We start from the raw sequence: 20,421 nt of genomic DNA, 5'->3' as shown, positions 1-20,421 counted from the left end.
AATTAAGTTTTCGGAATAGACCACCAGCCGTCATAAAAAGTAAAAGATAACTTTTATGGTGAAATGGTGAAACAAATAAAATGACTGTTGGCGTTTGGATATTAGGCGATCGACTTTGGCAGAACCTAGCTGCTATCAACCGCACAGATGATAAATCTTCCCTACTGGGATTTCCTAGCGCGCCACCGCGACAAACTTCAGTCCGCATGAGCTTTATCTTAGCCAATCTCGACAAAATGCCGCCGGCAGAACTGGCAACCATCGGCCAAAAAGCGGCAGAGTGGCACTTAGGAAGTCATTAGTCAGCAGTCAGCAGTCAGCAGTCATTAATCATTTGTTATTTGCTACCCATGCCCCATGCCCCATGCCCCATGCCCCATGCCCCCTGCCCCATGCCCCAAGCCCGTTTCAATTCTTATTTTTTCCCTGACTTTTCCCTAAACATTCCACAGCGTTTCCACAGGCAAGTCTGAGGTTTTCCACAGATTCGACAAAGTTTTCCACAGAAATTAACGGCACGGTAGCATCTTGCTGCGGAATTGGGGATTTCCTTAACTTGCTGCCTAATTCCTCATAAACCCCGCACAACGTAAAGATATGTAACAAAAAATGCCCTGAAAAGCTTATTATTTGGTAAACCTTTTTTTTATCTAAAGGACTTTGTAATATTTCGCAACATTGACAAACCCACCCCCTCATAGCGCACAATGATGCGACCGACCTAAAAAAAGCGCTCTGATTTCGGCTGTGCCTGCACCTGTATCCGGCCGAAAGGGGGGTTCTGTTTTCAATTTATTAGCGAGACTAAAAAAAATGATGAACCCAACAGTCAGTATTTTTGCTGAAATTCCCGAAACGCTGCACGATTCTCTCAAAACTTACCTGGAAACCCATCCGGAATGGGATCTAGACCGGGTATTTTGCGCCGCCCTGTCGCTGTTTTTGTTGCAGAATGCCGATAGCGGTACGCCTGAAGCTTCGCGCAGTTATCGCCAAGCTGCGAGAGTTTATCTCGAAACTCTGTTTCAATCTCCTCAAGACTTGCACAGCAACAATGTAACTCCGTCGTCTTAAAGGATCAGGGGAGAGGGGGAGACGCGGTTTCTGCGAAGGATTTTAGTTGACCGAGAGGGCGCGCACTGCAGAGGTGGCAACTTCAGCTTAAAATCCCTGAGAACTATCGCTTATAGCTTAATGCCGAGCTCCATTGCATCTCCCTTAAGAAGGAAACTTTGATAGCTTCAAGTCCCCCCGGACTATCAGGGCAGGGCTGTTTCATTCTCAGGAAAACCAGCCTTTTGACTATTGTCGTGCCAAAAATGCCGACCCGACCCATCTCATCCACGATTTGTTAGGCATTGGGTGGGATTGGGGCAGCCACGGGGGGACTACCCCTACAAGAGAATGAAAAATCCCCCCGGACTATCAGGGGATGCCGGGGGGATAAACTGCCTTAATCGTCAAACAGTAGACGGTTAGTAAATAAGACGCGCTTGTTTACACCCATGGTGCTTATGGCGCACTCTACACACTACAAACTAATGGCTGAAGACTACATCATGCCCATGCCGCCCATGCCGCCCATGCCGCCCATGCCGCCCATGCCGCCCATGCCGCCCATGCCGCCCATGCCGCCCATGTCGCCCATGTCGCCGCCGGCTTTTTTCTTCTCGGGTTTTTCGACAATCACAGCTTCAGTGGTCAAAACCATACCAGCGATGGAACCGGCATTTTGCAAAGCCGATCGCACCACCTTAGCCGGGTCAATAATTCCGGCGGCAATCATATCTTCGTACACGTCGGTGAGAGCGTTGTAGCCAATGTTAAACTCGCTCGCCCGCACTCGCTCGATGACGATCGAACCTTCAACACCCGCATTATCAGCGATTTGACGCAAAGGTGCTTCCAAAGCTTTCTTCACCAAGTCAGCGCCTACTTGTTCTTCGGCGTCTAAAGTATTTCTGATCGCATCTATTTTTGTAATCAGGTGAATTAGCGTCGTGCCACCGCCGGCAACGATACCTTCTTCCACAGCAGCTTTAGTAGCGTTCAGAGCGTCTTCAATACGCAGTTTACGGTCTTTGAGCTCGGTTTCGGTAGCTGCGCCGACTTTAATTACAGCGATGCCGCCGGCGAGTTTGGCGATTCGTTCGGTTAGCTTTTCCTTGTCGTAGTCGGAATCCGTCGCTTCTAGCTGCTTGCGGATTTGCTCGATCCGTTTTAGCACGTCAGCTTTGTGTTCTTCGCCAGCAACAACGATCGTGTTTTCTTTGTCGATCGTAATTTTGCGGGCGGTACCGAGCATTTCTAGGGTTGCGGTATCGATGCTGAGTCCGACTTCTTCGGAGATCAGTTGACCGCCAGTGAGAACGGCGATATCTTGAAGCATAGCTTTGCGCCGCTCCCCAAAACCAGGAGATTTCGTTGCTGCGATGTTCAATACGCCGCGGGCTTTGTTGACTACCAGAGTTGCCAAAGCTTCGCCTTCAATATCTTCGGCGATAATTAGCAGGGGTTGACCGGTGCGGGCGATTTTTTCGAGAACTGGAATGAGTTCTTGAATCGAGCTAATTTTTTTGTCGGTAATCAGGATGCGAGCGTTTTCGTACTCAACTTCCATGCGATCGGTGTTAGTGACGAAATACGGAGAAAGATATCCGCGATCGTACTGCATCCCTTCGACAACTTCCAATTCTGTTGTCAGAGATTTCGACTCTTCAACAGTAATTACGCCGTCTTTGGTGACTTTTTCCATTGCTTGGGCAATCATGGCGCCGACTTCTTCGTCGTTACCGGCGGAGACAGTGGCGACTTGAGCAATTGCAGCCCCTTCGACGGGTTTCGCCAATTTCTCGATTTCCAGCACCAAGTGGGCGATCGTTTTTTCAATACCCCGGCGCAGCGCGACTGGGTTTGCGCCTGCAGCGACATTCTTCAAACCTTCGCGAATGAGGGATTGAGCTAGAACCGTTGCGGTTGTTGTGCCGTCGCCTGCGATATCTTTAGTTTTGGAGGCGACTTCTTGAATTAAGCGAGCGCCGGCATTTTCCAGGGGGTCTTCGAGTTCGATATCCCTAGCAACGGTGATACCGTCGTTAACGATTTGGGGAGCGCCGTATTTCTTTTCCAATAGGACGTTCCGGCCTTTCGGGCCCAAGGTGATGCGGACAGCATCGGCGAGTTGATTGACGCCGCGTTCTAGTGCCCGCCGAGATTTGTCGCTAAATGCAACTATTTTGGTCATGTTTGTCTCCAATCGCTTACATTAGCAAATTTAGCACTCTCTGAGGCTGAGTGCTAAGTTGATCGATTTTTGATTGTAGCGCGACTCAACGGTGTGGGGGATTGCGGGGACGGATTGGAGATTGGGGCGATCGTTCCGGGTGGCTAAGGACAGGGCATTGCCGTGTCCCCACATATCTCGTGTTCCCACAGATATAATGTGGTTTGTTACATATCGATATAATCAGGTTTTAGTTAATACCAAAACCTAATTTTGATGGCACGTTATCCCAAAGCAGAATTTTTATTAAAAATTTCTTAACTTGTGTTTTCGGTCATCTACCTTTCGATATATAGCGATTCTAAATAAATTGTGTAATTTTTGTAGGGGCAAACCCCCCGTGGTTGCGCCGATCCGTGGGGGGTAGGCACGGGGGCACTACCCCTACATATTTTTACAACTGATTTAGGATTGCTATAGCTTCTCTTATTTTTCAAACTTCTACCTTCTATAGCAACACAACAGCCAAGACTATTAGGACGTTGTTAATTGCTGAAAACCTTGGGGAAGACTCCTTCTTCCTTCAGCATCCATCCGTTACATCCCGTACATTGCTCGTTGCCGAACCTTCTTTCTTTCCTCAATCAATCTCAAATTACGCACTAACAAATGGCTCGTTATTCTCGACTGCAAAAACTCGGATCTTATATGCGCCCGCACTGGAAACCAACATTCTGGGGCATTTTTTCGCTATTAGTTGTCAATGCTGTGGGCGTTTATATTCCCCTGCTAATTAGGAATTCAGTTGACACTCTGCAAGTGGCGACAAAATTTGACGAAGTTTTCAACTTCGTGGCACTAATTCTGATTCTCGCCTCAATTATGTGGGTGATTCGGATGGCGTCGCGGATTTTGCTGTTTGGCGTCGGGCGTCAAGTGGAATTTGACCTCAAACAGCAAATATTTAATCATTTATTAACATTAGAACCGTCTTATTTTGCAGCCAATACGGTAGGAGATTTAATTAACCGCGCTACTTCCGATTTGGACAATATTCGGCGCTTGGTGGGGTTTGCGGTGCTGAGTTTGGCGAATACGGCATTTGCCTATGCTTTGACTTTGCCGGTGATGCTGGGGATTAATGTAAGGCTGACACTGTTTGCGATTGCAGTTTATCCTTTAATGCTGGTTTTGGTACAGTTATTTAGCGACAAACTTCGCATCCAACAGTTAGCCGTGCAAGAGGAATTGTCGGCGATGAGCGATTTAATTCAAGAAGATATGAGCGGGATGTCCGTAATTAAAATCTACGCTCAAGAAGAGAACGAACGCCGAGCTTTTCGCAATTCCAATGCGAAGTTGCTATCAGCAAATTTAGAATTAGCAAAAACTAGAAACTTTATTTTTCCACTGCTGGGCGGTTTGGCAAGCATCAGTTTGTTGGTGCTGCTTTCTGCTGGTGGCGGGGCAATTGCTAATGGTCAAATTAGCATTGGCGATTTTGTGGCGTTGCTGATTTATGTCGAGCGTTTGGTGTTTCCGACGGCGCTGTTGGGTTTCACAATTACTGCTTACCAGCGGGGAGAAGTGAGTGTCGATCGCATCGAATCAATTCTGACTGTGGAACCGCAAATTAAGGATGCTGCCGACGCAGTGGAACTGGCAACTCCAGTCAAAGGCGAAATTGCGGCTCGCCATCTAAATTATACTTATCCGGGTGCTAACACACCCGCGCTTAAAAATGTTGATTTTACCATAAAACCGGGCGAAACTGTCGCAATTGTCGGGGCGATCGGCTCAGGAAAATCAACTTTAGCTAATGCACTGCCCAGACTGCTGGACATCGATCGGGGTCAGTTATTTGTAGACGGACAGGATATTACCGAGGTAAAATTGACAGAATTGCGCGGGGCGATCGCCTACGTTCCACAAGAAAGTTTTCTGTTCGGCACTACCATCAAGAATAACATCCGCTACGGAAACCCTTTAGCGGAACAGCCGGAGATTGAAGCCGCAGCAAAACAAGCGCAAATTCACGCCGAAATCCTCAACTTTCCGCAGCAGTACAAAACAGTTGTTGGCGAGCGCGGCATTACTTTATCCGGCGGACAGCGCCAGCGGACGGCACTTGCTCGCGCTTTGTTAGTTGACGCCCCGGTGTTAATTTTGGATGACGCTCTTTCCAGCGTTGACAATCAAACTGCTACCGACATTTTGCGAAACTTGGCAACGGGAACCGATCGCAAAACAGTAATTTTTATCTCGCATCAAATGTCAGCGGCGGCCAGTGCCGATCGCATTTTTGTGATGGAGAGAGGAGAAATAGTTCAGAGCGGCACTCACCTTGAATTGGTAGGGCAAACAGGGCTTTATCAGTATTTGTGGAACCAGCAAAAATTAGAGGAATTGCTGCATTGACAAGTGACAGATACTTTGATTTATATCAAATCCGCTAGCTAGCATCGGAATTAATATTACCCACAGCTTTCGACACCGCGAGTGTCCCGTGTCCCTACAATTAATCCGTGTAGGGACACGGGACACTCGCGGTCTCCTCTATATAATTCCGGTGCAACCGGAAACGAGATCATAGGATTGTGGGGATAAAGAAGCAAGCAAATTTATTGCCCACCGATTTTAATTAGCTACATTACTCAAGGGAATTTCTTCTTGTTGGTGAAATAATTTAATCGATTGCAGACTATCTGAAGCAGCATCCCAAAGAATGAATTGGAAGCAGTTAGGAATATCGCGAATTGTCAGTGATTTTGAATCAGCCAGCAGGTGAATATTAGCATTGTGACAAGCCCGAAGATTATAGTTAGGTATTCGCTCAGAGAGATGATGAATATTGTGGTAAGCAATATCAGCCGAAAACCAATTAAGAATAGTTGGTAATTTCAGATAACTGCTGCCTTCTATTGCGCCCAGCAGATAGTCCCAGCCCTCTGTTCTGTGGGCGTAGGAACCGTCAAAATTATGCTGTACAAAGAAAATACAGATAAATATTGCTGCTGAACAGGTCATGACAATTGAGTAAACACTCCAGAAAAAGCCAAACCCCAGTAAGTTGCTCAGATAAATCCAGCTACCAACAACACAAATATTGTTGAACAGTAAATCCCAAAATTCAGCCGTCGTATACCAATGTTTGGATTTATAAGAAGCCATGATTCCAGATAAACCCATGCCAAAATCTTGCTTGAGACAAGCAAAAATATGTCGGATAAAACCAGTAATTCCCAAGATTAGCGCGAGTCGTGGCTTAATAATTAGATAGAAAAAACCACCTGGAAACAGCATCAATGGGTGTCTGAGTAACTGATAGATTTTTTGACTAAATGGGCTTAGCGCCGCAAATTTCTCGGTGGATATCAACGCCGAAGGGCCTCGGTACATATCCCAATTACCATTATGTTTGTGGTGATAAGCGTGTCCCCTCGACCAGGGATACTGAGGAATCGCATTGATGATACCTAGCAGAAAACCCATAATGCGATTGACTTTTTTGGAACTAAAAAGAGAATAGTGTCCGCAATCGTGCATCAAAGAGAAACAACGTCCTGAAAAAAGTGTCATCAACACCATTATCGGCGGCAGCAGAAATACAGAAATGGCAGCCGCTTTAAAGGCTAAAAACCATAAAAATGTATAAGGAATCACTGTATTGAGTATTTGGCAACTAGCTTTCAAGTTGTTGCTCTTCATATAAGGAGCTAGCACAAAATCCGACTTTTTGATCGCGTTTTTCATTCAGTATGTCTATGGTGTGTGGATCAGTGCTTAGCTTACCATCAGGATAGGATGGGTATTTTTGGCATTGTTTTATTGCAGGTAATTGGGTTAATTGCGGTTAAAATTTTGCCCATACTTTACAAAACTGCTGATAATATTTAGTTCATTAGCTCCTCCTTTGGATGGTTTCGCCAAGCTGAAATTAATCCCAGCATAGACGTACTTGCTCATAACAAACGGCAAGAGTAATTTCTAATTGTTGCAGAAAATCGATTTCTATTTGACCGTCATTTGTTAGCAGAATAATTTCTTGGGTGGGATGGTATGTCGCAATGATTTGAAGCAAAATTGAGATAGCGGATGGCTCTCTTGACAGTCGTTACAGATAATCTGTTAGCGATAATTCAGTTAGGAATTGCAAGTGATGCGGAACCGTAGAGACTGTATAATCTCATCACATTTGCGGGACAGGGGCGGATTTACGCCGGACTTTCCCGTTTCTTCCAAAGGTTTTTTTGTTGGAACCGATTTTTGCACATTTATGAGGTTATCACAACTCTGCTTTGTTTACAGAAAAAACTGTGAAGCCTGTCAACAGCCGAACAAATCGCTGCACCGGAAGGCATGAATATCATTGGTTGGTTGCACGCCATTCAGTAATTTATGCCACTATTTTTGCTTGCATCGTCTGTGCCACACTTTACTGTACCGGGTTCTAGCCCAACTCGATCGCACGCTCAAAAGTTGGGCTATTGGCGAAAACTTTTTATGGGCGGGCGATAGGGGCGATCTAGAAACCGCCCGCCCCGGAAACCAAACCTGACACAACATCCACAACCGCAGAGGATTTTGGCTAAAGTCCTTGAGAAGAGAATTTGAGGAGCGATCGTAATTGCCTGCGTTTTTTGTGCTCGGAGATAGCTCTGATTTGCTACAATCTAATCGCACACGCGACTAGAAATGGGTTATGACAGAACTATTAGATGAGACGCTTTCTATTGAAATGGCCGCTCGCATCAAAAGCAACCGTAAAAACTGCTTTGACAACGCCTGTAAAGCAGCGTTAACCACCGAGGGCGCGATTTATGTTCAAGGCTTTTTAGCCGTGCCGGGAGTGCCATATAAACCCATCGAATATAGCTGGATTGAACTAGACGAGCGAATTGTTGACCCAACCTTTCCCCATCTCGGTTTCATCGCTCAAGACATTCATTACTTCCCAGTCCAGCGCTTCAGCGTCAAGAAACTCAAAGCAATCCTAGAAGAATCAAAAGAAGATTACCCGGAAGACGACCCGCTGCCGATTTATGGCAATCAACCTTATGAATATTACGGCGATTTGATGTTAGGCGGTAGCGATTACCAAAATGCTTACGATTTGGCTGCCGCTAAATGCAGGGAATTAAATCAACCCAAAAAACAGGATGCGAACTAATTCAGGACTTACCAAAAAATGGTTTGGCGCGCTACTTCCAGAGGTACTGTAGCAACTGTTGTGTCGATTAATATACTTCATCATGACTTCCCAAATCTACAAAGACAGCTTTTCCGTCTTCTGTAAAGTAGAAAAGTACCCTTTCGTCGTAATCTACGCTAAAGCTCCAAAACTCCTGGAGCCTACCGGACAATTTATGAGTTTTTAAGCTTGGTTCAAACGGCTCTCTGATGAACTGTTCCAGCTTTTGCCAAAACCTAGCCTCCAAATCAGCATCGCCTTTGATCCGCTTTTTGAAAGCACGCTTGAATGAAGAACTGAAACTGACTTCCAGGATTATTCCTCTATCATTACTCTGAGTTCATTCATGTTAGCGAAAAATTTCAGTTCACCTTTTTGTTCTTCAATCTGCGCTGACTTAAAGTTTTGATACATCTCTTCGCGACGTTCTTCCCGGAGATATTGCTTCAACAACAGTTGAAGCTCTTGCTTTTCGTCAGTAGAAAGATTTTTGATCGTCTCGACCACATCACTGAAAGTCATAACTTACAAAACCCTATTGTGCTGATTAGATTATAGAAAAAAATATTCTTTTGGTTGACTTTTGTTTCTCGTTCCCCGGCTCTGCCTCGTCTTAAAAAAAGCAAAAAATCTCACTATTTACCATTTTTAAACTTCCAAGATTCAGGAAATCTCGAATAATGAAAAGCAGCCAATAACGGATCTAATTTCTGATTCCCAATCAAATCAGCCAACAATTTAGCCGTCACCGGAGCCAACAAAATGCCATTACGGTAATGCCCCGTAGCCCATGTTAAATTCTCCCAAGCGCTAGCACCCAAAATCGGCAATTCATCGGTCGTAGTCGGCCGAAATCCCCACCAAAACTCCAGAATCGGATAATTTTGTAATTCGGGATATAACTTAATCGCTCCTGCTAGCAAACTTTGGATTCCTGCAGGCGTATTTCCGGGCGTGAAATCGACATTTTCGCTAGTTGCACCAATAATAATTCTGCCATCTTGACGTGGCACAATATAAATGCCAGTCCCGAATAGAACGGTTTGCAGGGGCTGGATAACTCCCCTATCTTCTGGTACACATACTGACAGCATTTGTCCCTTTCTTGGAAAAACAGGAATATCCAGTAATTTCTCAGACCAAGGGCCCGCAGCCAAAACATAACGGTCAGCTTGTAATTTTCCTGCCGTTGTTTCTACTCCAAAAACTCGGTTTTTCTGCCGAATGATTTCCTCTGCACTGCCTTGAATAATCTCAATCTGCAATTCTTTAGTTGCGGTCTGAAGCGTCCGAAATAAAGCGCGGTTGTCTACTTGAGCGTCGTCAGGATACCACCAACCGCCAATTACTTCTTGACCTAATCCAAACTGGTGCTGGCGAACAGTATCTCTGTCCAACCATTGAGAGTTAAGGTTTGACAAAAGCGGCTTTTCTTGAGGCTCATTTTGACAAACTGGTGCGAGAATTCCCGATCGCCAATATCCCGTTTTCAATCCGGTAATATCTTCTAGCCGTTCCACCCAGGCAGGATACAGTGCGCGGCTTTGCAAGCACAAATCTAGCATCGGACTGGGGGGAATTCGTTCGGCTTGCGGGGCAAGCATTCCCGCAGCAGCCCGGGCCGTCGGTTGTTTAGAATCGGCGGTGAGAACTGCGACAGATGCCCCTCGCAATTTGAGTTCTACTGCTAGCGAAAGGCCAATTATTCCGCCGCCAATAATCAGAATATCTTTAGATGAATTCATTAACTTTTATATGGACTTTCTGGGTTTTTTAACCTCTCGGATTTCTTTATGGTAAGGTGCACACGCGGCACCTTACAGTTAGAATTCTTGCACAATTCTTACAGATTATCTGGCAAGGCGATCGTCCTATCTGCCTTCCTTAACAAAAAATCTATGCTTGGGGTTTCCAGACAGTTTCAGAACCTTGACCCCAGAAACCGTCATATTTTGTCACCTTAATATCGCCTAAAACCTTGGTTTGGCAGGACAAACGGCGGTTGGAGGTGGAAGAATGGGGAGGAACCGAAAGTCGGGCTTTTTCGCGCCACTGGGGCTCGGAAACTTCGCCCTCGACCGTGACGGCGCAGGTGCCGCAAGTGCCGAGGCCGTGGCAGTTGATGACTTTGGCGTTGCCGTTGTAGAGATCGATGCCGTTTTTGAGCAAAACTTCACGGAGATTGGCTCCGCGATCGCACTCAAATGTTTTTCCTTGCGCTTGTACCTTGACCACAGCAATTTACCCCAATTAGATTTATGTTAATTTTCCTATATATTATCGCATTAAATTCAAATAAATTCATCTAATATGGTAAGTGATATATTACCAATTTCTCGATCGCAATTTCCCATGACAAATCGGCTCTGGATCTACGATACCACGCTGCGAGACGGTGCTCAGTGCGAGGGACTCTCCTTATCTCTCGAAGACAAACTGCGAATTGCTCGACAGTTAGACAGTTTAGGAATTCCCTTTATTGAAGGCGGCTGGCCGGGGGCAAATCCTAAAGACGTACAATTTTTTTGGCGTCTCAAAGAACAGCCCCTAACTCAAGCCGAAGTTGTAGCTTTTTGTTCGACTAGGCGGCCGGGAACTACGGCAGCTAATGATGAAATGTTGCAGGCTATTTTGTCCGCCGGTACTCGCTGGGTGACGTTGTTTGGCAAGTCGTGGGATTTGCACGTTATTGAAAGTTTGAAGACGACGCTAGAAGAAAATCTGGCGATGATTCGAGATACAATTGAATATTTGCGGAGTCAGGGAAGGCGCGTTATTTACGATGCAGAACACTGGTTTGACGGCTACAAACAAAATCCAGATTATGCTATTAAAACTTTAGAAGCTGCCGCCGATGCTGGTGCAGAATGGCTGGTACTTTGCGATACTAACGGGGGTACTTTACCTCACGAAGTCAGTCAGGTTGTTCGTGAGGTTTTAGAAGCTTTAGGAACCAATCGCGAAAAATCTTTACAATTAGGAATTCACACTCACAACGACTCAGGAGTTGCGGTTGCTAATGCTTTGGCTGCTGTGCGGGAAGGAGTGAGGATGGTACAGGGAACTATTAACGGTTACGGCGAACGCTGCGGCAATGCGGATTTATGTTCTTTGATTCCAAATTTTCAGCTAAAGTTGGGTCAGAATTGCATTGAAGACGAGCAATTAGTTAGATTAACTCAAGTAAGTCGATCGATTAGCGAAATTGTCAATCTTGCTCCCGATGATCATGCTCCTTTTGTGGGTCTTTCGGCTTTTGCTCACAAAGGCGGAATTCACGTCTCGGCTGTGGAAAAAAATCCGTTAACTTACGAACATTTGGAACCGGAAAAAATTGGCAACAGGCGGCGAATTGTGATTTCGGATCAAGCGGGTTTGAGCAATGTTTTGGCGAAAGCGCGCACTTTTGGCATGGATCTCGATCGCAAAAATCCTGCTTGCCGCCAAATTTTGGAAAAATTGAAAGATTTGGAAAGTCAGGGATATCAATTTGAGGGTGCTGAGGCTTCTTTTGAATTGTTAATGCGGGAGGCCTTGGGAAAGCGCAAGCATTTATTTGAAATCAAAGGTTTTCAAGTTCACTGCGATAAAGGTAGGGAGGAAACAGTTAATTCTTTAGCAACCGTGAAAGTGACTGTTAACGGTCAAGATATTCTGGAATGCGCGGAAGGAAACGGGCCTGTTTCGGCACTTGATGCGGCTTTGCGGAAGGCTTTGCGGAATTTTTATCCGGCAATTACTGATTTTAACTTAACAGATTATAAGGTGCGAATTCTGGACGGATGTGCGGGAACTTCTGCTAAAACTCGCGTGTTGGCTGAGTTTAGCAACGGTCAAGATCGCTGGACGACTGTTGGGGTTTCTGGTAATATTTTGGATGCTTCTTATCAGGCGGTTGTTGAGGGTTTAGAGTATGGTTTGGTGTTGGGAGATAGGGAGGCGATCGTTTTAACTGTGTCGAGTTATTAGGTTAACGACCAAGAGAAGTTGCCTGAATATCGATGTTTAAATAGATACCAAATACCAAGGGGAGCATCTCAATGAAAGCAGCCAAGCCCAAAATTGGAGTTTTGAGGCATGAGGCTCTCTTGCTGCGAGGCAGGAGGAAAGAGTCATATCAATTCCGGTTACACCGTCCGTGATTGTTGACTGTTGACTGTAGAAGGAGGGGTCGAAAAACTGAATAGTTGAGTGTTAACTGTTGACTCGATTTTATGATTCCGATGCAACCGGAAACGATATCAGAAGGAAGGAGCCAGAAGAAGTGTTTTTACAAATGTGAGATGCTCCCCTACTTTTGGGAGCATCTCAATGAAAGCAGCCAAGCCCAAAATTGGAGTTTTGAGGCATGAGGCTCTCTTGCTGCGAGGCAGAAGGAGCCAGAAGAAGTGTTTTTACAAATATGAGATGCTCCCCTACTTTTTCACCTCATTATTATTACCTTCCCCAACGATCGATCGCATTCCTTCGAGCGTGGCGGGAATGCTGCGCGGATCCATAAACATCACCTTGCTGCTGTCGCTGGTGCCAATTTTCAAGCCCATATCGAGATAGTTTTGAGCTAACAAAAATTGTAAAGCTTCGCGAGCAGTGGGGTCATTTTGCAGAGTTTTGGCGATTATTTGCAAGGCCTCAGAAGTAGCTTGAGCTTTCAAAACCTGACTTTGGCGTTCTGCTTGAGCTTTCAGGACGATCGCCTTTTGTTGAGCTTCCGCCTCCAAAATAGTCGCTTTTTGGCGCGCTTCTGCATCCAAAACTTGCGCTTCTGCTTTACCTTTGGCGCTGTTAACTGCTGACTCGCGTTCGCCCTCGGATGTCAGAATTGCTGCCCGCTTGCGTCGATCGGCTGCCATCTGCAATTCCATCGATTCCTGTACAGTTTTAGAAGGGATAATATCGCGCAATTCTACCCGCGTTACTTTCACTCCCCAAGGATCAGTAACAATATCTAAATCTCTGAGCAAGATTTCATTAATTTGAGAACGAGCAGTAAAGGTTTGTTCGAGATCCAGTTGACCCATTTCGGCGCGAATTTGAGTCAGCACCATATTTACCATTGCTGACTGGAGATTTTCTACTTTGTAACAAGCTTTTTCCAAGTCTACAATGCGCCAGTAAACCACAGCATCAACGGTGATGGAAACGTTGTCGCGGGTAATACAAGCTTGCGGAGGAATATCTAAGACTTTTTCCCGAATTGTTTGCTCGTACACGACGCGATCGAGAAACGGCTTGACAAAATTTAAACCTGGTTCCAGTCTCCTGCCACTGTATTTACCTAAAGTTTCCACCAGCGCTTCATTTCCCTGATTGATAATCTTGACGGAACCTGCGAGGGCTGAGCCGCCGAGTGCTAAAAATACAAGTAAAAAAAATTGTTCCACGGTCGCCTCCTATAAATGTTGAGTGTTGACTGTTGAGTGTTAAATGTTGACTAAAGACTGATGACTAACTACTAATTGTCTGTGATTAATTACGCATTTTGCTTAAGAATGCAAGAGATTTTCTGGCAAAACTATCAGAGTAGTGCCTTTTCGTCCCACGACAATTACGTTTTGGTTGGGGGGGATAGTGGCCTTCGTGTCTTCGCAGCGAGCTTGCCAAGAATTCCCCTCATAAATGACTCGGCCGGCTTCTCCGGGGGGAATTTCTGTTAAAGTTTTTGCTTCCTGAGAATCTGCGATCGCCCTTGCGGTGCCTTTTGGTGTCAACCGCCGAGACAGCAGCACCAAAACTGTCGAAAATACCATCCACAGGAATATTTGTAAATTAACGTAAGGTAGAACTAGAGAACATCCAGCTACCGCGAAGGCGCTCAGTCCCATCATAAAAGCGACAAAAGCAGTCGGGAGAAATAGCTCTGCCAAACAGAGCAAAGACCCAGCTATCAGCCAAAGGAGCGTCGGAGTCAAGATCATAAAAAGAATAGGTGATACTATTTAGATCTTAGATTGGAAATTTAAGATTTAAGAAATGCCAACAACTGACTCTGCAAGGGTTTGCGACTTGCTGGCCCTCAAAGCGATTTTTCGCGCAGCGGTACCACGTTGAGGCTTCCATCGTACTCGAAGTCTGAGTTTAGTAACTTAAATTACAATTTAAGCTGGTGCAGACTGGCAGAAACTACAATTTCTAGGGGCCCAAAGGCAGTTAAGAAATTGATAGGGGCTAAAATCAGTTTATTCTCAAGCTCATGAATTTGGGCTTGCGAAGCATATATCTTCAGAATGTTTTTACACAAACTATTTCGATATGATCAGCAGTTTCTCCGAACCCATTTATTGCCCGAATCTTAGCTGTCCAGATCCCCGCAATACCTTTGGCCGCCAGCACTGTGCAGCGTGCGAAACGGATTTAATTTATCGCTATGTGTGGGTGGTGGGAGAAGCAGCCGAGGAAGTGCCGGCGGGTAAGGTAATAGCCGATCGATACTTTGTCATTGCACCCCAAATCTGGCTCGACAGCCGTCCAGCTTTGCCTCCGAGCGTCCCGGAACAACTGCCGGATACGATTATGCCTTACCTGCATTTGTATCCCCAACGGCTGCATACGCCGGAAGTATACGGTTTTTGTTCGCTTGGGGAAGCACCGGAAGCCACAGAAGTGCTGTTGTTGCAAAATGTGCCCATCAATAATTTCGGTCGCCTGTATCCTTCTATTTTAGAATCTTGGTCTGGGACAACCGCCGCGCGCCAAGTTTACTGGCTGTGGCAAATGCTCCAACTGTGGGCGCCGCTGTCGGAACAGGGAGTCGCTTCGAGTTTGCTGGTACCGGAAAATTTGCGGGTGGAAGGTTGGCGGGTACGCCTGCTGGAACTGCACCGGGGCAATTTTGTACCGACGCTGCGGGATTTGGGAGATGTGTGGTCAGGTTTGGTGGAATCAGCGCAACCCGAGGTGCAGTCGAAACTCGGAGAGATTTGTCAGTTTATGCGCCGCAGCAGCATGAATTTCGAGGCGATCGCCCTGGAACTAAACGATTTATTATTAGAACAAGCCGCTCAATTGCCTCTGCACTTAGAAGTAGTCGGCATGACTGATACCGGGCCACAGCGCTCCCAAAATGAAGACAGTTGCTATCCGGTTGCTGCTGATTTTCAATTTAGCAAAACTTCAGGGGGCGAGAAACTAATTCCTTACTTGACAATGGTTTGCGACGGGGTTGGAGGCCACGAAGGAGGAGAAGTTGCCAGTCAATTAGCCGTGCAGTCCCTGAAAGCTTTAATCCAAAATTTGCTCGCAGAAATTGCTCAACAAGAAGAATTGATGACGCCAACAATGGTCATCAAGCAACTTGAAGAAATAGTCAGAGTTGTGAATAATGTGATTTCCGCTCAAAATAATGAGCAGGGAAAAGAGTTGCGGCAACGGATGGGGACGACTTTGGTGATGGCCCTCCAGTTGCCTCAAAAAGTGAAAATTTCCGAGGATTTGCCCTCGAATAACAGCCACGAACTTTATTTAGTCAATGTTGGAGACAGCCGCGCTTATTGGATTGGCAAAAATTACTGTCACCGGCTGACTGTGGACGACGACGTAGCCTCAAGGGAAGTCCAGCTAGGACATTGTTTGTACTGGGAGACTCAACTGCGATCCGATGCGGGAGCCCTGACTCAAGCTTTGGGCACGCGGGATGCCGATTTCCTGCGCCCGACGATTCAGCGATTTATTGTCGAAGAGGAAGGCTTACTGCTGCTGTGTTCCGACGGTTTGAGCGACAACGACTGGGTAGAGAAATCTTGGGAGAATTATGGCCCAGAGGTGCTTGAGGGCAAAATGTCTTTGGAAGCGGCAGTTCAGTCTTGGATTCGTCTCGCCAACGAGAAAAACGGTTATGACAACACCTCCGTGGTGGCCACTCACTGTCGGATGTCGCCGGAGAGATTGGTACTGTTTGATCCGGCGGTTGCGTCAGCGCCGGCGTCAGCGCCAGCGTCCGCCTCGGTGTCGCTGCCGCCGTCCCTGCCGCGGTCCCTCCAGAAGTCCGGGAGGATTCCAGAATCTCAGCTTTCAGAATCGTCCAAACAGTTGTTGTACCCCGAAACTTCCCCCGCCCCGGAACCAGTTCAAAAACGGCGCTCCAAGCTGCAGTTGCCCCTACTGGGGGTGTTGGGGCTGATATTAGCCGGCGGCGGTTTAGGTTTGTGGGTGCAAAGCCTCCAAAGCCCGCAGCCAGATCCCGCACCACTTCCGCCACCGCCGGAAACTCCCGCCCCAAGTCCTGCGGAAATTCCGTCGCCCGGGGCTGAGAGTCCCTCGCCGTCGCCCGAATCTACTCCTGCGGAAATTCCGTCGCCCGGGGCCGAGAGTCCCTCGCCGTCGCCCGAATCTACTCCTGCGGAAATTCCGCTGCCCGGGGCCGAGAGTCCCTCGCCGTCGCCCGAATCTACTCCTGCGGAAATTCCGCCGGAAGAAGCGGAAACTCCTTTGCCATCAGCGGAGTAAGCGAGAGCCTCTCGCCGTCGCCGGAATCCACTTTGAGCTTACAAAACAATGCTTCGAGCGTCGCAGCTCTCTACTATCCAAATTCGGGAAAACTTTTCCAGTGTAAATGGAATGATTTCTGGTAGAGGTTGTTGATTTACAGCATATTCCATGTAGATGTAGATCGCGAGAAACCGGGTTTTTTGAACAGAATTAGTAAGGATGCGAGAACTGTAAAGAAACCTGGTTTCTGGGGTGTCCTTCATAAACCTGGAATACCCTGTATATAAATCACACTTCACAGAGGAGCATCTCACTTTTGCAGCAAAGCTAGAAATTAAATTTTTGAGGCAGAAGGAAGGAGCCAGAAAAAGTGTTTTTACAAATATGAGATGCTCCATCACAGTTAATGATTTTGTATCATAGTCCGCTTGCAGAAACAAGATGGCTAAAAAGTCAGCCATCACTACAAAAAGTAGTTAAAAATACTTAATAATCTGCAGGCAGCTAACAATTAGCGATTAGCAACTAACAACATAAGCTTTTTTGATATTGACGGCGCACAATTTATTAACTATAATTACCAGGTCAAAAATAACAAAAATCTTACGCCTAACAGTTTTTCTCAAATAACCGTTAAACTATTCTAACGTTTGCGCGTAGCCAACCTCGCAGGCACAACCTATATCTGTTAAGGATTCGTCCTGATTCACAGGAGCAAGATTTTAAAATATGCATCTCAGCGAACTGACTCACCCAAACCAATTACACGGCCTCTCGATTCATCAACTCGAACAAATTGCCCGACAAATTCGAGAAAAGCATTTAGAAACTGTAGCCGCTAGCGGCGGCCACCTCGGCCCAGGATTGGGTGTAGTCGAACTGACCTTAGCACTCTACCAAACACTCGACCTAGATCGCGACAAAGTTACCTGGGATGTCGGCCACCAAGCTTATCCTCACAAATTAATCACCGGCCGCTACAACCAATTCCACACCCTACGCCAAAAAGACGGCGTTGCAGGCTATCTCAAGCGCTGCGAGAGCAAATTTGACCACTTCGGTGCAGGTCACGCTTCCACAAGCATTTCCGCAGCGTTAGGCATGGCAATGGCGCGCGACCTCAAGGGGGAAAACTTTAAAACTGTAGCAGTCATCGGCGACGGCGCATTGACTGGTGGCATGGCACTCGAAGCCATCAACCACGCGGGCCATATGCCGAAAACCAATTTGTTAGTTGTGCTCAACGACAACGAGATGTCAATCTCGCCCAACGTCGGCGCAATTACGCGGTATTTGAACAAGATGCGATTGTCGCCACCGGTGCAGTTTCTCAAAGATAACTTAGAGGAACAATTCAAACACATTCCCTTTGTCGGCGAAACTTTTACTCCAGAAATGGAACGCCTCAAAGAAGGGATGAAACGCTTGGCTGTCTCGAAAGTTGGAGCAGTAATTGAAGAATTGGGCTTTACTTACATGGGCCCGGTAGATGGACACAATTTGGAAGAGTTAATTGCCACTTTCAAACAAGCTCATACCATCCAAGGGCCGGTGTTGGTTCATGTGGTGACGGTGAAAGGCAAAGGATATGCGATCGCCGAAAAAGACCAAGTAGGATATCACGCCCAAAATCCCTTTAACTTAGCCACAGGCAAAGGCATTCCTTCCACCAAACCCAAGCCTCCAGCTTACTCGAAAGTATTTGCCCACGCCCTAGTCAAGCTAGCAGAAGATAATCCCAAAATTGTCGGCATTACCGCTGCAATGGCAACCGGAACAGGTCTGGATAAACTTCATGAAAAACTGCCTAAACAGTACATTGATGTCGGGATTGCCGAACAGCACGCCGTGACTTTATCCGCTGGTTTAGCCTGCGAAGGAATGCGCCCGGTTGTGGCAATTTACTCGACATTTGTGCAGCGAGGCTATGACCAAATAATTCACGATGTTTGCATCCAAAATTTGCCAGTTTTCTTCTGTTTGGATCGCGCCGGCATTGTCGGTGCTGACGGCCCCACTCACCAAGGAATGTACGACATTGCCTTCTTGCGCTGCCTGCCAAATATGGTAGTTATGGCACCAAAAGATGAGGCAGAATTGCAGCGGATGATAGTCACGGGAATCAACCACACCAGCGGTCCGATCACGATGCGTTACCCGCGCGGCAACGGTTACGGCGTGCCTTTGATGGAGGAAGGTTGGGAAGAATTGCCGATCGGCAAAGCCGAAATTCTCCGCAACGGCGACGATGTGCTGATACTGGGTTACGGTTCAATGGTTTATCCGGCAATGCAAACTGCCGAGATGCTGAGTGAACACGGTATTGAAGCAACTGTGATCAATGCGCGTTTTGTCAAGCCTTTGGACACCGAATTAATCTTGCCTTTAGCACAACGAATCGGCAAAGTTGTCACAATGGAAGAAGGATGTTTGATGGGAGGCTTCGGTTCAGCAGTTGCTGAATCTTTGCTCGACAATAATGTTCTCGTGCCACTGATGCGTCTGGGCGTACCGGATACATTGGTAGATCATGCAACGCCAGAGCAATCATTTGCAAGTTTAGGATTAACTCCGTCGCAAATGTGCGATCGCATCTTAGCAACATTCAGCCGCAAACAGTCTCCTGTTAGCGTGTAAATAGCTAAAATAGTAGGGTGCGCCTAGCGCACCTTACCCTTCGAGACTAATCCTAAGAAATACCCGATCTATGACAGTGTAATAAAACGACCCCGCAAGTCCGATGGTGTCACATTCATAACTCTACCTAGAATTTGACCGCTTGAAGCAATTTGAATAGTAGTAGCGTCATAACTACCATTGCTATCTGGATCATAGTCGGCTACTGAAATTTTGCCTTCTTGAGGAAATCTCCCCGAAACAAAGCCAATATTTCGCAATGGGATTGAATAAGTGGTGAGTCTGATGTTTGCCTCAGTTAGACCGTTAGTCAGACCAATTTTATCAAGAGACTTTTCAAAGTCTAGAATGGTATCCCACGCCTGTAAACTACTGTTAGGGTTGCGCTGTGGATCTCCTAAAACAATATCTGTTCTTAGGACGAACACATCACTACCAGTTCCCCCTTTATAGAGAGTGTAACCCAGGTCGCCGCTCAGAGTATCGTTACCTGCACCTCCATCTAAGAAATCATCACCTCGACCGCCATTCAAAATGTCGTCTCCGTCACCACCTGCGATATAATCATCACCAAGACCGCCAATGAGAGAATCTCGACCAACTTCGCCGTATAAATCATCTTCGTCTCTACCGCCTTGCAAGTTGTCATTGCCATCACTACCGAATAAAATATCTTTACCAGCATTTCCGTTGATGATTTCACTCTCAAACGAGCCTCTGATTGTATCATTGCCATCTAAGGCAAGAACACCTCCAGGGAACTGAATCATCAAACCAGGAACGACTGTAAAATTATCAGGATTAGGAGTCAAGTTAAAAGTATTTGCCATAATTGATTTCAGAAATATTCAATTCAACCAATAAATATACAGCACTTTGCTTAACGATTAGGTACAATATTAGAGGTGGTAAGAAAGAGAACAATGAAACCCTACTCCCTAGA

Annotated in this window: 19 protein-coding genes; 7 read left to right on the top strand and 12 right to left on the bottom strand. The window is 46.4% G+C overall.

What is annotated here, in order from left to right; genetic code table 11:
- The first annotated feature begins 80 nt into the window (after window positions 1–80).
- Window positions 81–302 (top strand): hypothetical protein, encoded by a 222-nt coding sequence (locus tag QUA10_RS21575; protein ID WP_333084622.1) that lies wholly within the window; start codon window positions 81–83, stop codon window positions 300–302.
- Window positions 303–408: 106 nt separating this feature from the next.
- Here the strand turns inward: QUA10_RS21575 and QUA10_RS21570 are convergent, their stop codons facing one another.
- Window positions 409–606: a hypothetical protein gene (locus QUA10_RS21570; RefSeq protein WP_333086365.1), complete on the bottom strand. Its 198-nt coding sequence runs from the start codon at window positions 604–606 to the stop codon at window positions 409–411.
- A gap of 210 nt (window positions 607–816) precedes the next feature.
- On the opposite strand from QUA10_RS21570, the gene QUA10_RS21565 reads away from it, so the two are divergent.
- Window positions 817–1,074 (top strand): DUF2811 domain-containing protein, encoded by a 258-nt coding sequence (locus tag QUA10_RS21565; RefSeq protein ID WP_050813024.1) that lies wholly within the window; start codon window positions 817–819, stop codon window positions 1,072–1,074.
- A gap of 478 nt (window positions 1,075–1,552) precedes the next feature.
- Here QUA10_RS21565 and groL read toward each other — a convergent pair whose 3' ends face one another.
- A complete protein-coding gene (gene groL / locus QUA10_RS21560; RefSeq protein ID WP_333084624.1) occupies window positions 1,553–3,244 on the bottom strand; it encodes a chaperonin GroEL in 1,692 nt (563 codons plus the stop codon).
- Window positions 3,245–3,274: 30 nt separating this feature from the next.
- Window positions 3,275–3,433 carry a hypothetical protein gene (locus QUA10_RS21555; RefSeq protein WP_333086364.1) on the bottom strand — a complete coding sequence of 53 codons (159 nt, stop codon included), beginning with the start codon at window positions 3,431–3,433 and terminating at the stop codon, window positions 3,275–3,277.
- A 459-nt stretch (window positions 3,434–3,892) separates the two neighbouring features.
- On the opposite strand from QUA10_RS21555, the gene QUA10_RS21550 reads away from it, so the two are divergent.
- The gene (locus QUA10_RS21550; RefSeq protein WP_333084625.1) at window positions 3,893–5,641 is read left to right on the top strand and encodes an ABC transporter ATP-binding protein; all 1,749 of its coding nucleotides are present in this window, start codon (window positions 3,893–3,895) and stop codon (window positions 5,639–5,641) included.
- Window positions 5,642–5,860: 219 nt separating this feature from the next.
- On the opposite strand, the gene QUA10_RS21545 is transcribed toward QUA10_RS21550, so the two are convergent.
- Both QUA10_RS21545 and QUA10_RS21540 read right to left on the bottom strand, forming a co-directional pair.
- Window positions 5,861–6,976 carry a fatty acid desaturase gene (locus QUA10_RS21545; RefSeq protein WP_333084626.1) on the bottom strand — a complete coding sequence of 372 codons (1,116 nt, stop codon included), beginning with the start codon at window positions 6,974–6,976 and terminating at the stop codon, window positions 5,861–5,863.
- Between the two features lie 184 nt (window positions 6,977–7,160).
- Window positions 7,161–7,304 carry a hypothetical protein gene (locus QUA10_RS21540; protein ID WP_333086363.1) on the bottom strand — a complete coding sequence of 48 codons (144 nt, stop codon included), beginning with the start codon at window positions 7,302–7,304 and terminating at the stop codon, window positions 7,161–7,163.
- A 621-nt stretch (window positions 7,305–7,925) separates the two neighbouring features.
- On the opposite strand from QUA10_RS21540, the gene QUA10_RS21535 reads away from it, so the two are divergent.
- Window positions 7,926–8,393: a hypothetical protein gene (locus QUA10_RS21535; protein ID WP_333084627.1), complete on the top strand. Its 468-nt coding sequence runs from the start codon at window positions 7,926–7,928 to the stop codon at window positions 8,391–8,393.
- Window positions 8,394–8,460: 67 nt separating this feature from the next.
- Here QUA10_RS21535 and QUA10_RS21530 read toward each other — a convergent pair whose 3' ends face one another.
- The 4 genes from QUA10_RS21530 to QUA10_RS21515 form a co-directional block, all read right to left on the bottom strand.
- Entirely contained in the window at window positions 8,461–8,727 is a 267-nt protein-coding gene (locus QUA10_RS21530; protein ID WP_333086366.1) for a type II toxin-antitoxin system YafQ family toxin, read from the bottom strand.
- A 2-nt stretch (window positions 8,728–8,729) separates the two neighbouring features.
- Window positions 8,730–8,936 (bottom strand): hypothetical protein, encoded by a 207-nt coding sequence (locus QUA10_RS21525; RefSeq protein WP_333084628.1) that lies wholly within the window; start codon window positions 8,934–8,936, stop codon window positions 8,730–8,732.
- A 113-nt stretch (window positions 8,937–9,049) separates the two neighbouring features.
- Complete coding sequence (thiO, locus tag QUA10_RS21520) at window positions 9,050–10,159, bottom strand: glycine oxidase ThiO (RefSeq protein WP_333084629.1); 1,110 nt, start codon at window positions 10,157–10,159, stop codon at window positions 9,050–9,052.
- 151 nt (window positions 10,160–10,310) lie between these two features.
- Window positions 10,311–10,649, bottom strand: a complete 339-nt coding sequence (locus tag QUA10_RS21515) for a 2Fe-2S iron-sulfur cluster-binding protein (protein WP_333084631.1) — start codon at window positions 10,647–10,649, stop codon at window positions 10,311–10,313.
- Between the two features lie 117 nt (window positions 10,650–10,766).
- Here QUA10_RS21515 and cimA point away from each other — a divergent pair, with 117 nt between their 5' ends.
- Window positions 10,767–12,383 (top strand): citramalate synthase, encoded by a 1,617-nt coding sequence (gene cimA / locus QUA10_RS21510; RefSeq protein ID WP_333084638.1) that lies wholly within the window; start codon window positions 10,767–10,769, stop codon window positions 12,381–12,383.
- A gap of 446 nt (window positions 12,384–12,829) precedes the next feature.
- Here the strand turns inward: cimA and QUA10_RS21505 are convergent, their stop codons facing one another.
- Both QUA10_RS21505 and QUA10_RS21500 read right to left on the bottom strand, forming a co-directional pair.
- Window positions 12,830–13,798, bottom strand: coding sequence for an SPFH domain-containing protein (locus QUA10_RS21505; RefSeq protein ID WP_333084632.1), 969 nt, complete (start codon window positions 13,796–13,798; stop codon window positions 12,830–12,832).
- A gap of 102 nt (window positions 13,799–13,900) precedes the next feature.
- Window positions 13,901–14,332: an NfeD family protein gene (locus QUA10_RS21500; RefSeq protein WP_333084633.1), complete on the bottom strand. Its 432-nt coding sequence runs from the start codon at window positions 14,330–14,332 to the stop codon at window positions 13,901–13,903.
- A gap of 334 nt (window positions 14,333–14,666) precedes the next feature.
- Here QUA10_RS21500 and QUA10_RS21495 point away from each other — a divergent pair, with 334 nt between their 5' ends.
- Complete coding sequence (locus QUA10_RS21495; protein WP_333084634.1) at window positions 14,667–16,859, top strand: protein phosphatase 2C domain-containing protein; 2,193 nt, start codon at window positions 14,667–14,669, stop codon at window positions 16,857–16,859.
- A 711-nt stretch (window positions 16,860–17,570) separates the two neighbouring features.
- Entirely contained in the window at window positions 17,571–19,478 is a 1,908-nt protein-coding gene (gene dxs / locus QUA10_RS21490) for a 1-deoxy-D-xylulose-5-phosphate synthase (RefSeq protein ID WP_333084635.1), read from the top strand.
- A 68-nt stretch (window positions 19,479–19,546) separates the two neighbouring features.
- Here the strand turns inward: dxs and QUA10_RS21485 are convergent, their stop codons facing one another.
- Entirely contained in the window at window positions 19,547–20,308 is a 762-nt protein-coding gene (locus tag QUA10_RS21485; RefSeq protein ID WP_333084636.1) for a calcium-binding protein, read from the bottom strand.
- Window positions 20,309–20,421 lie beyond the last annotated feature (113 nt).

The organism is Microcoleus sp. Pol8_D6 (assembly GCF_036700965.1).
In the GTDB taxonomy this organism is placed as follows: Bacteria; Cyanobacteriota; Cyanobacteriia; order Cyanobacteriales; family Microcoleaceae; genus Microcoleus.
The sequence above is the reverse complement of the archived record's forward strand: the minus strand, read 5'-3'. Positions and strand labels throughout refer to the sequence as shown.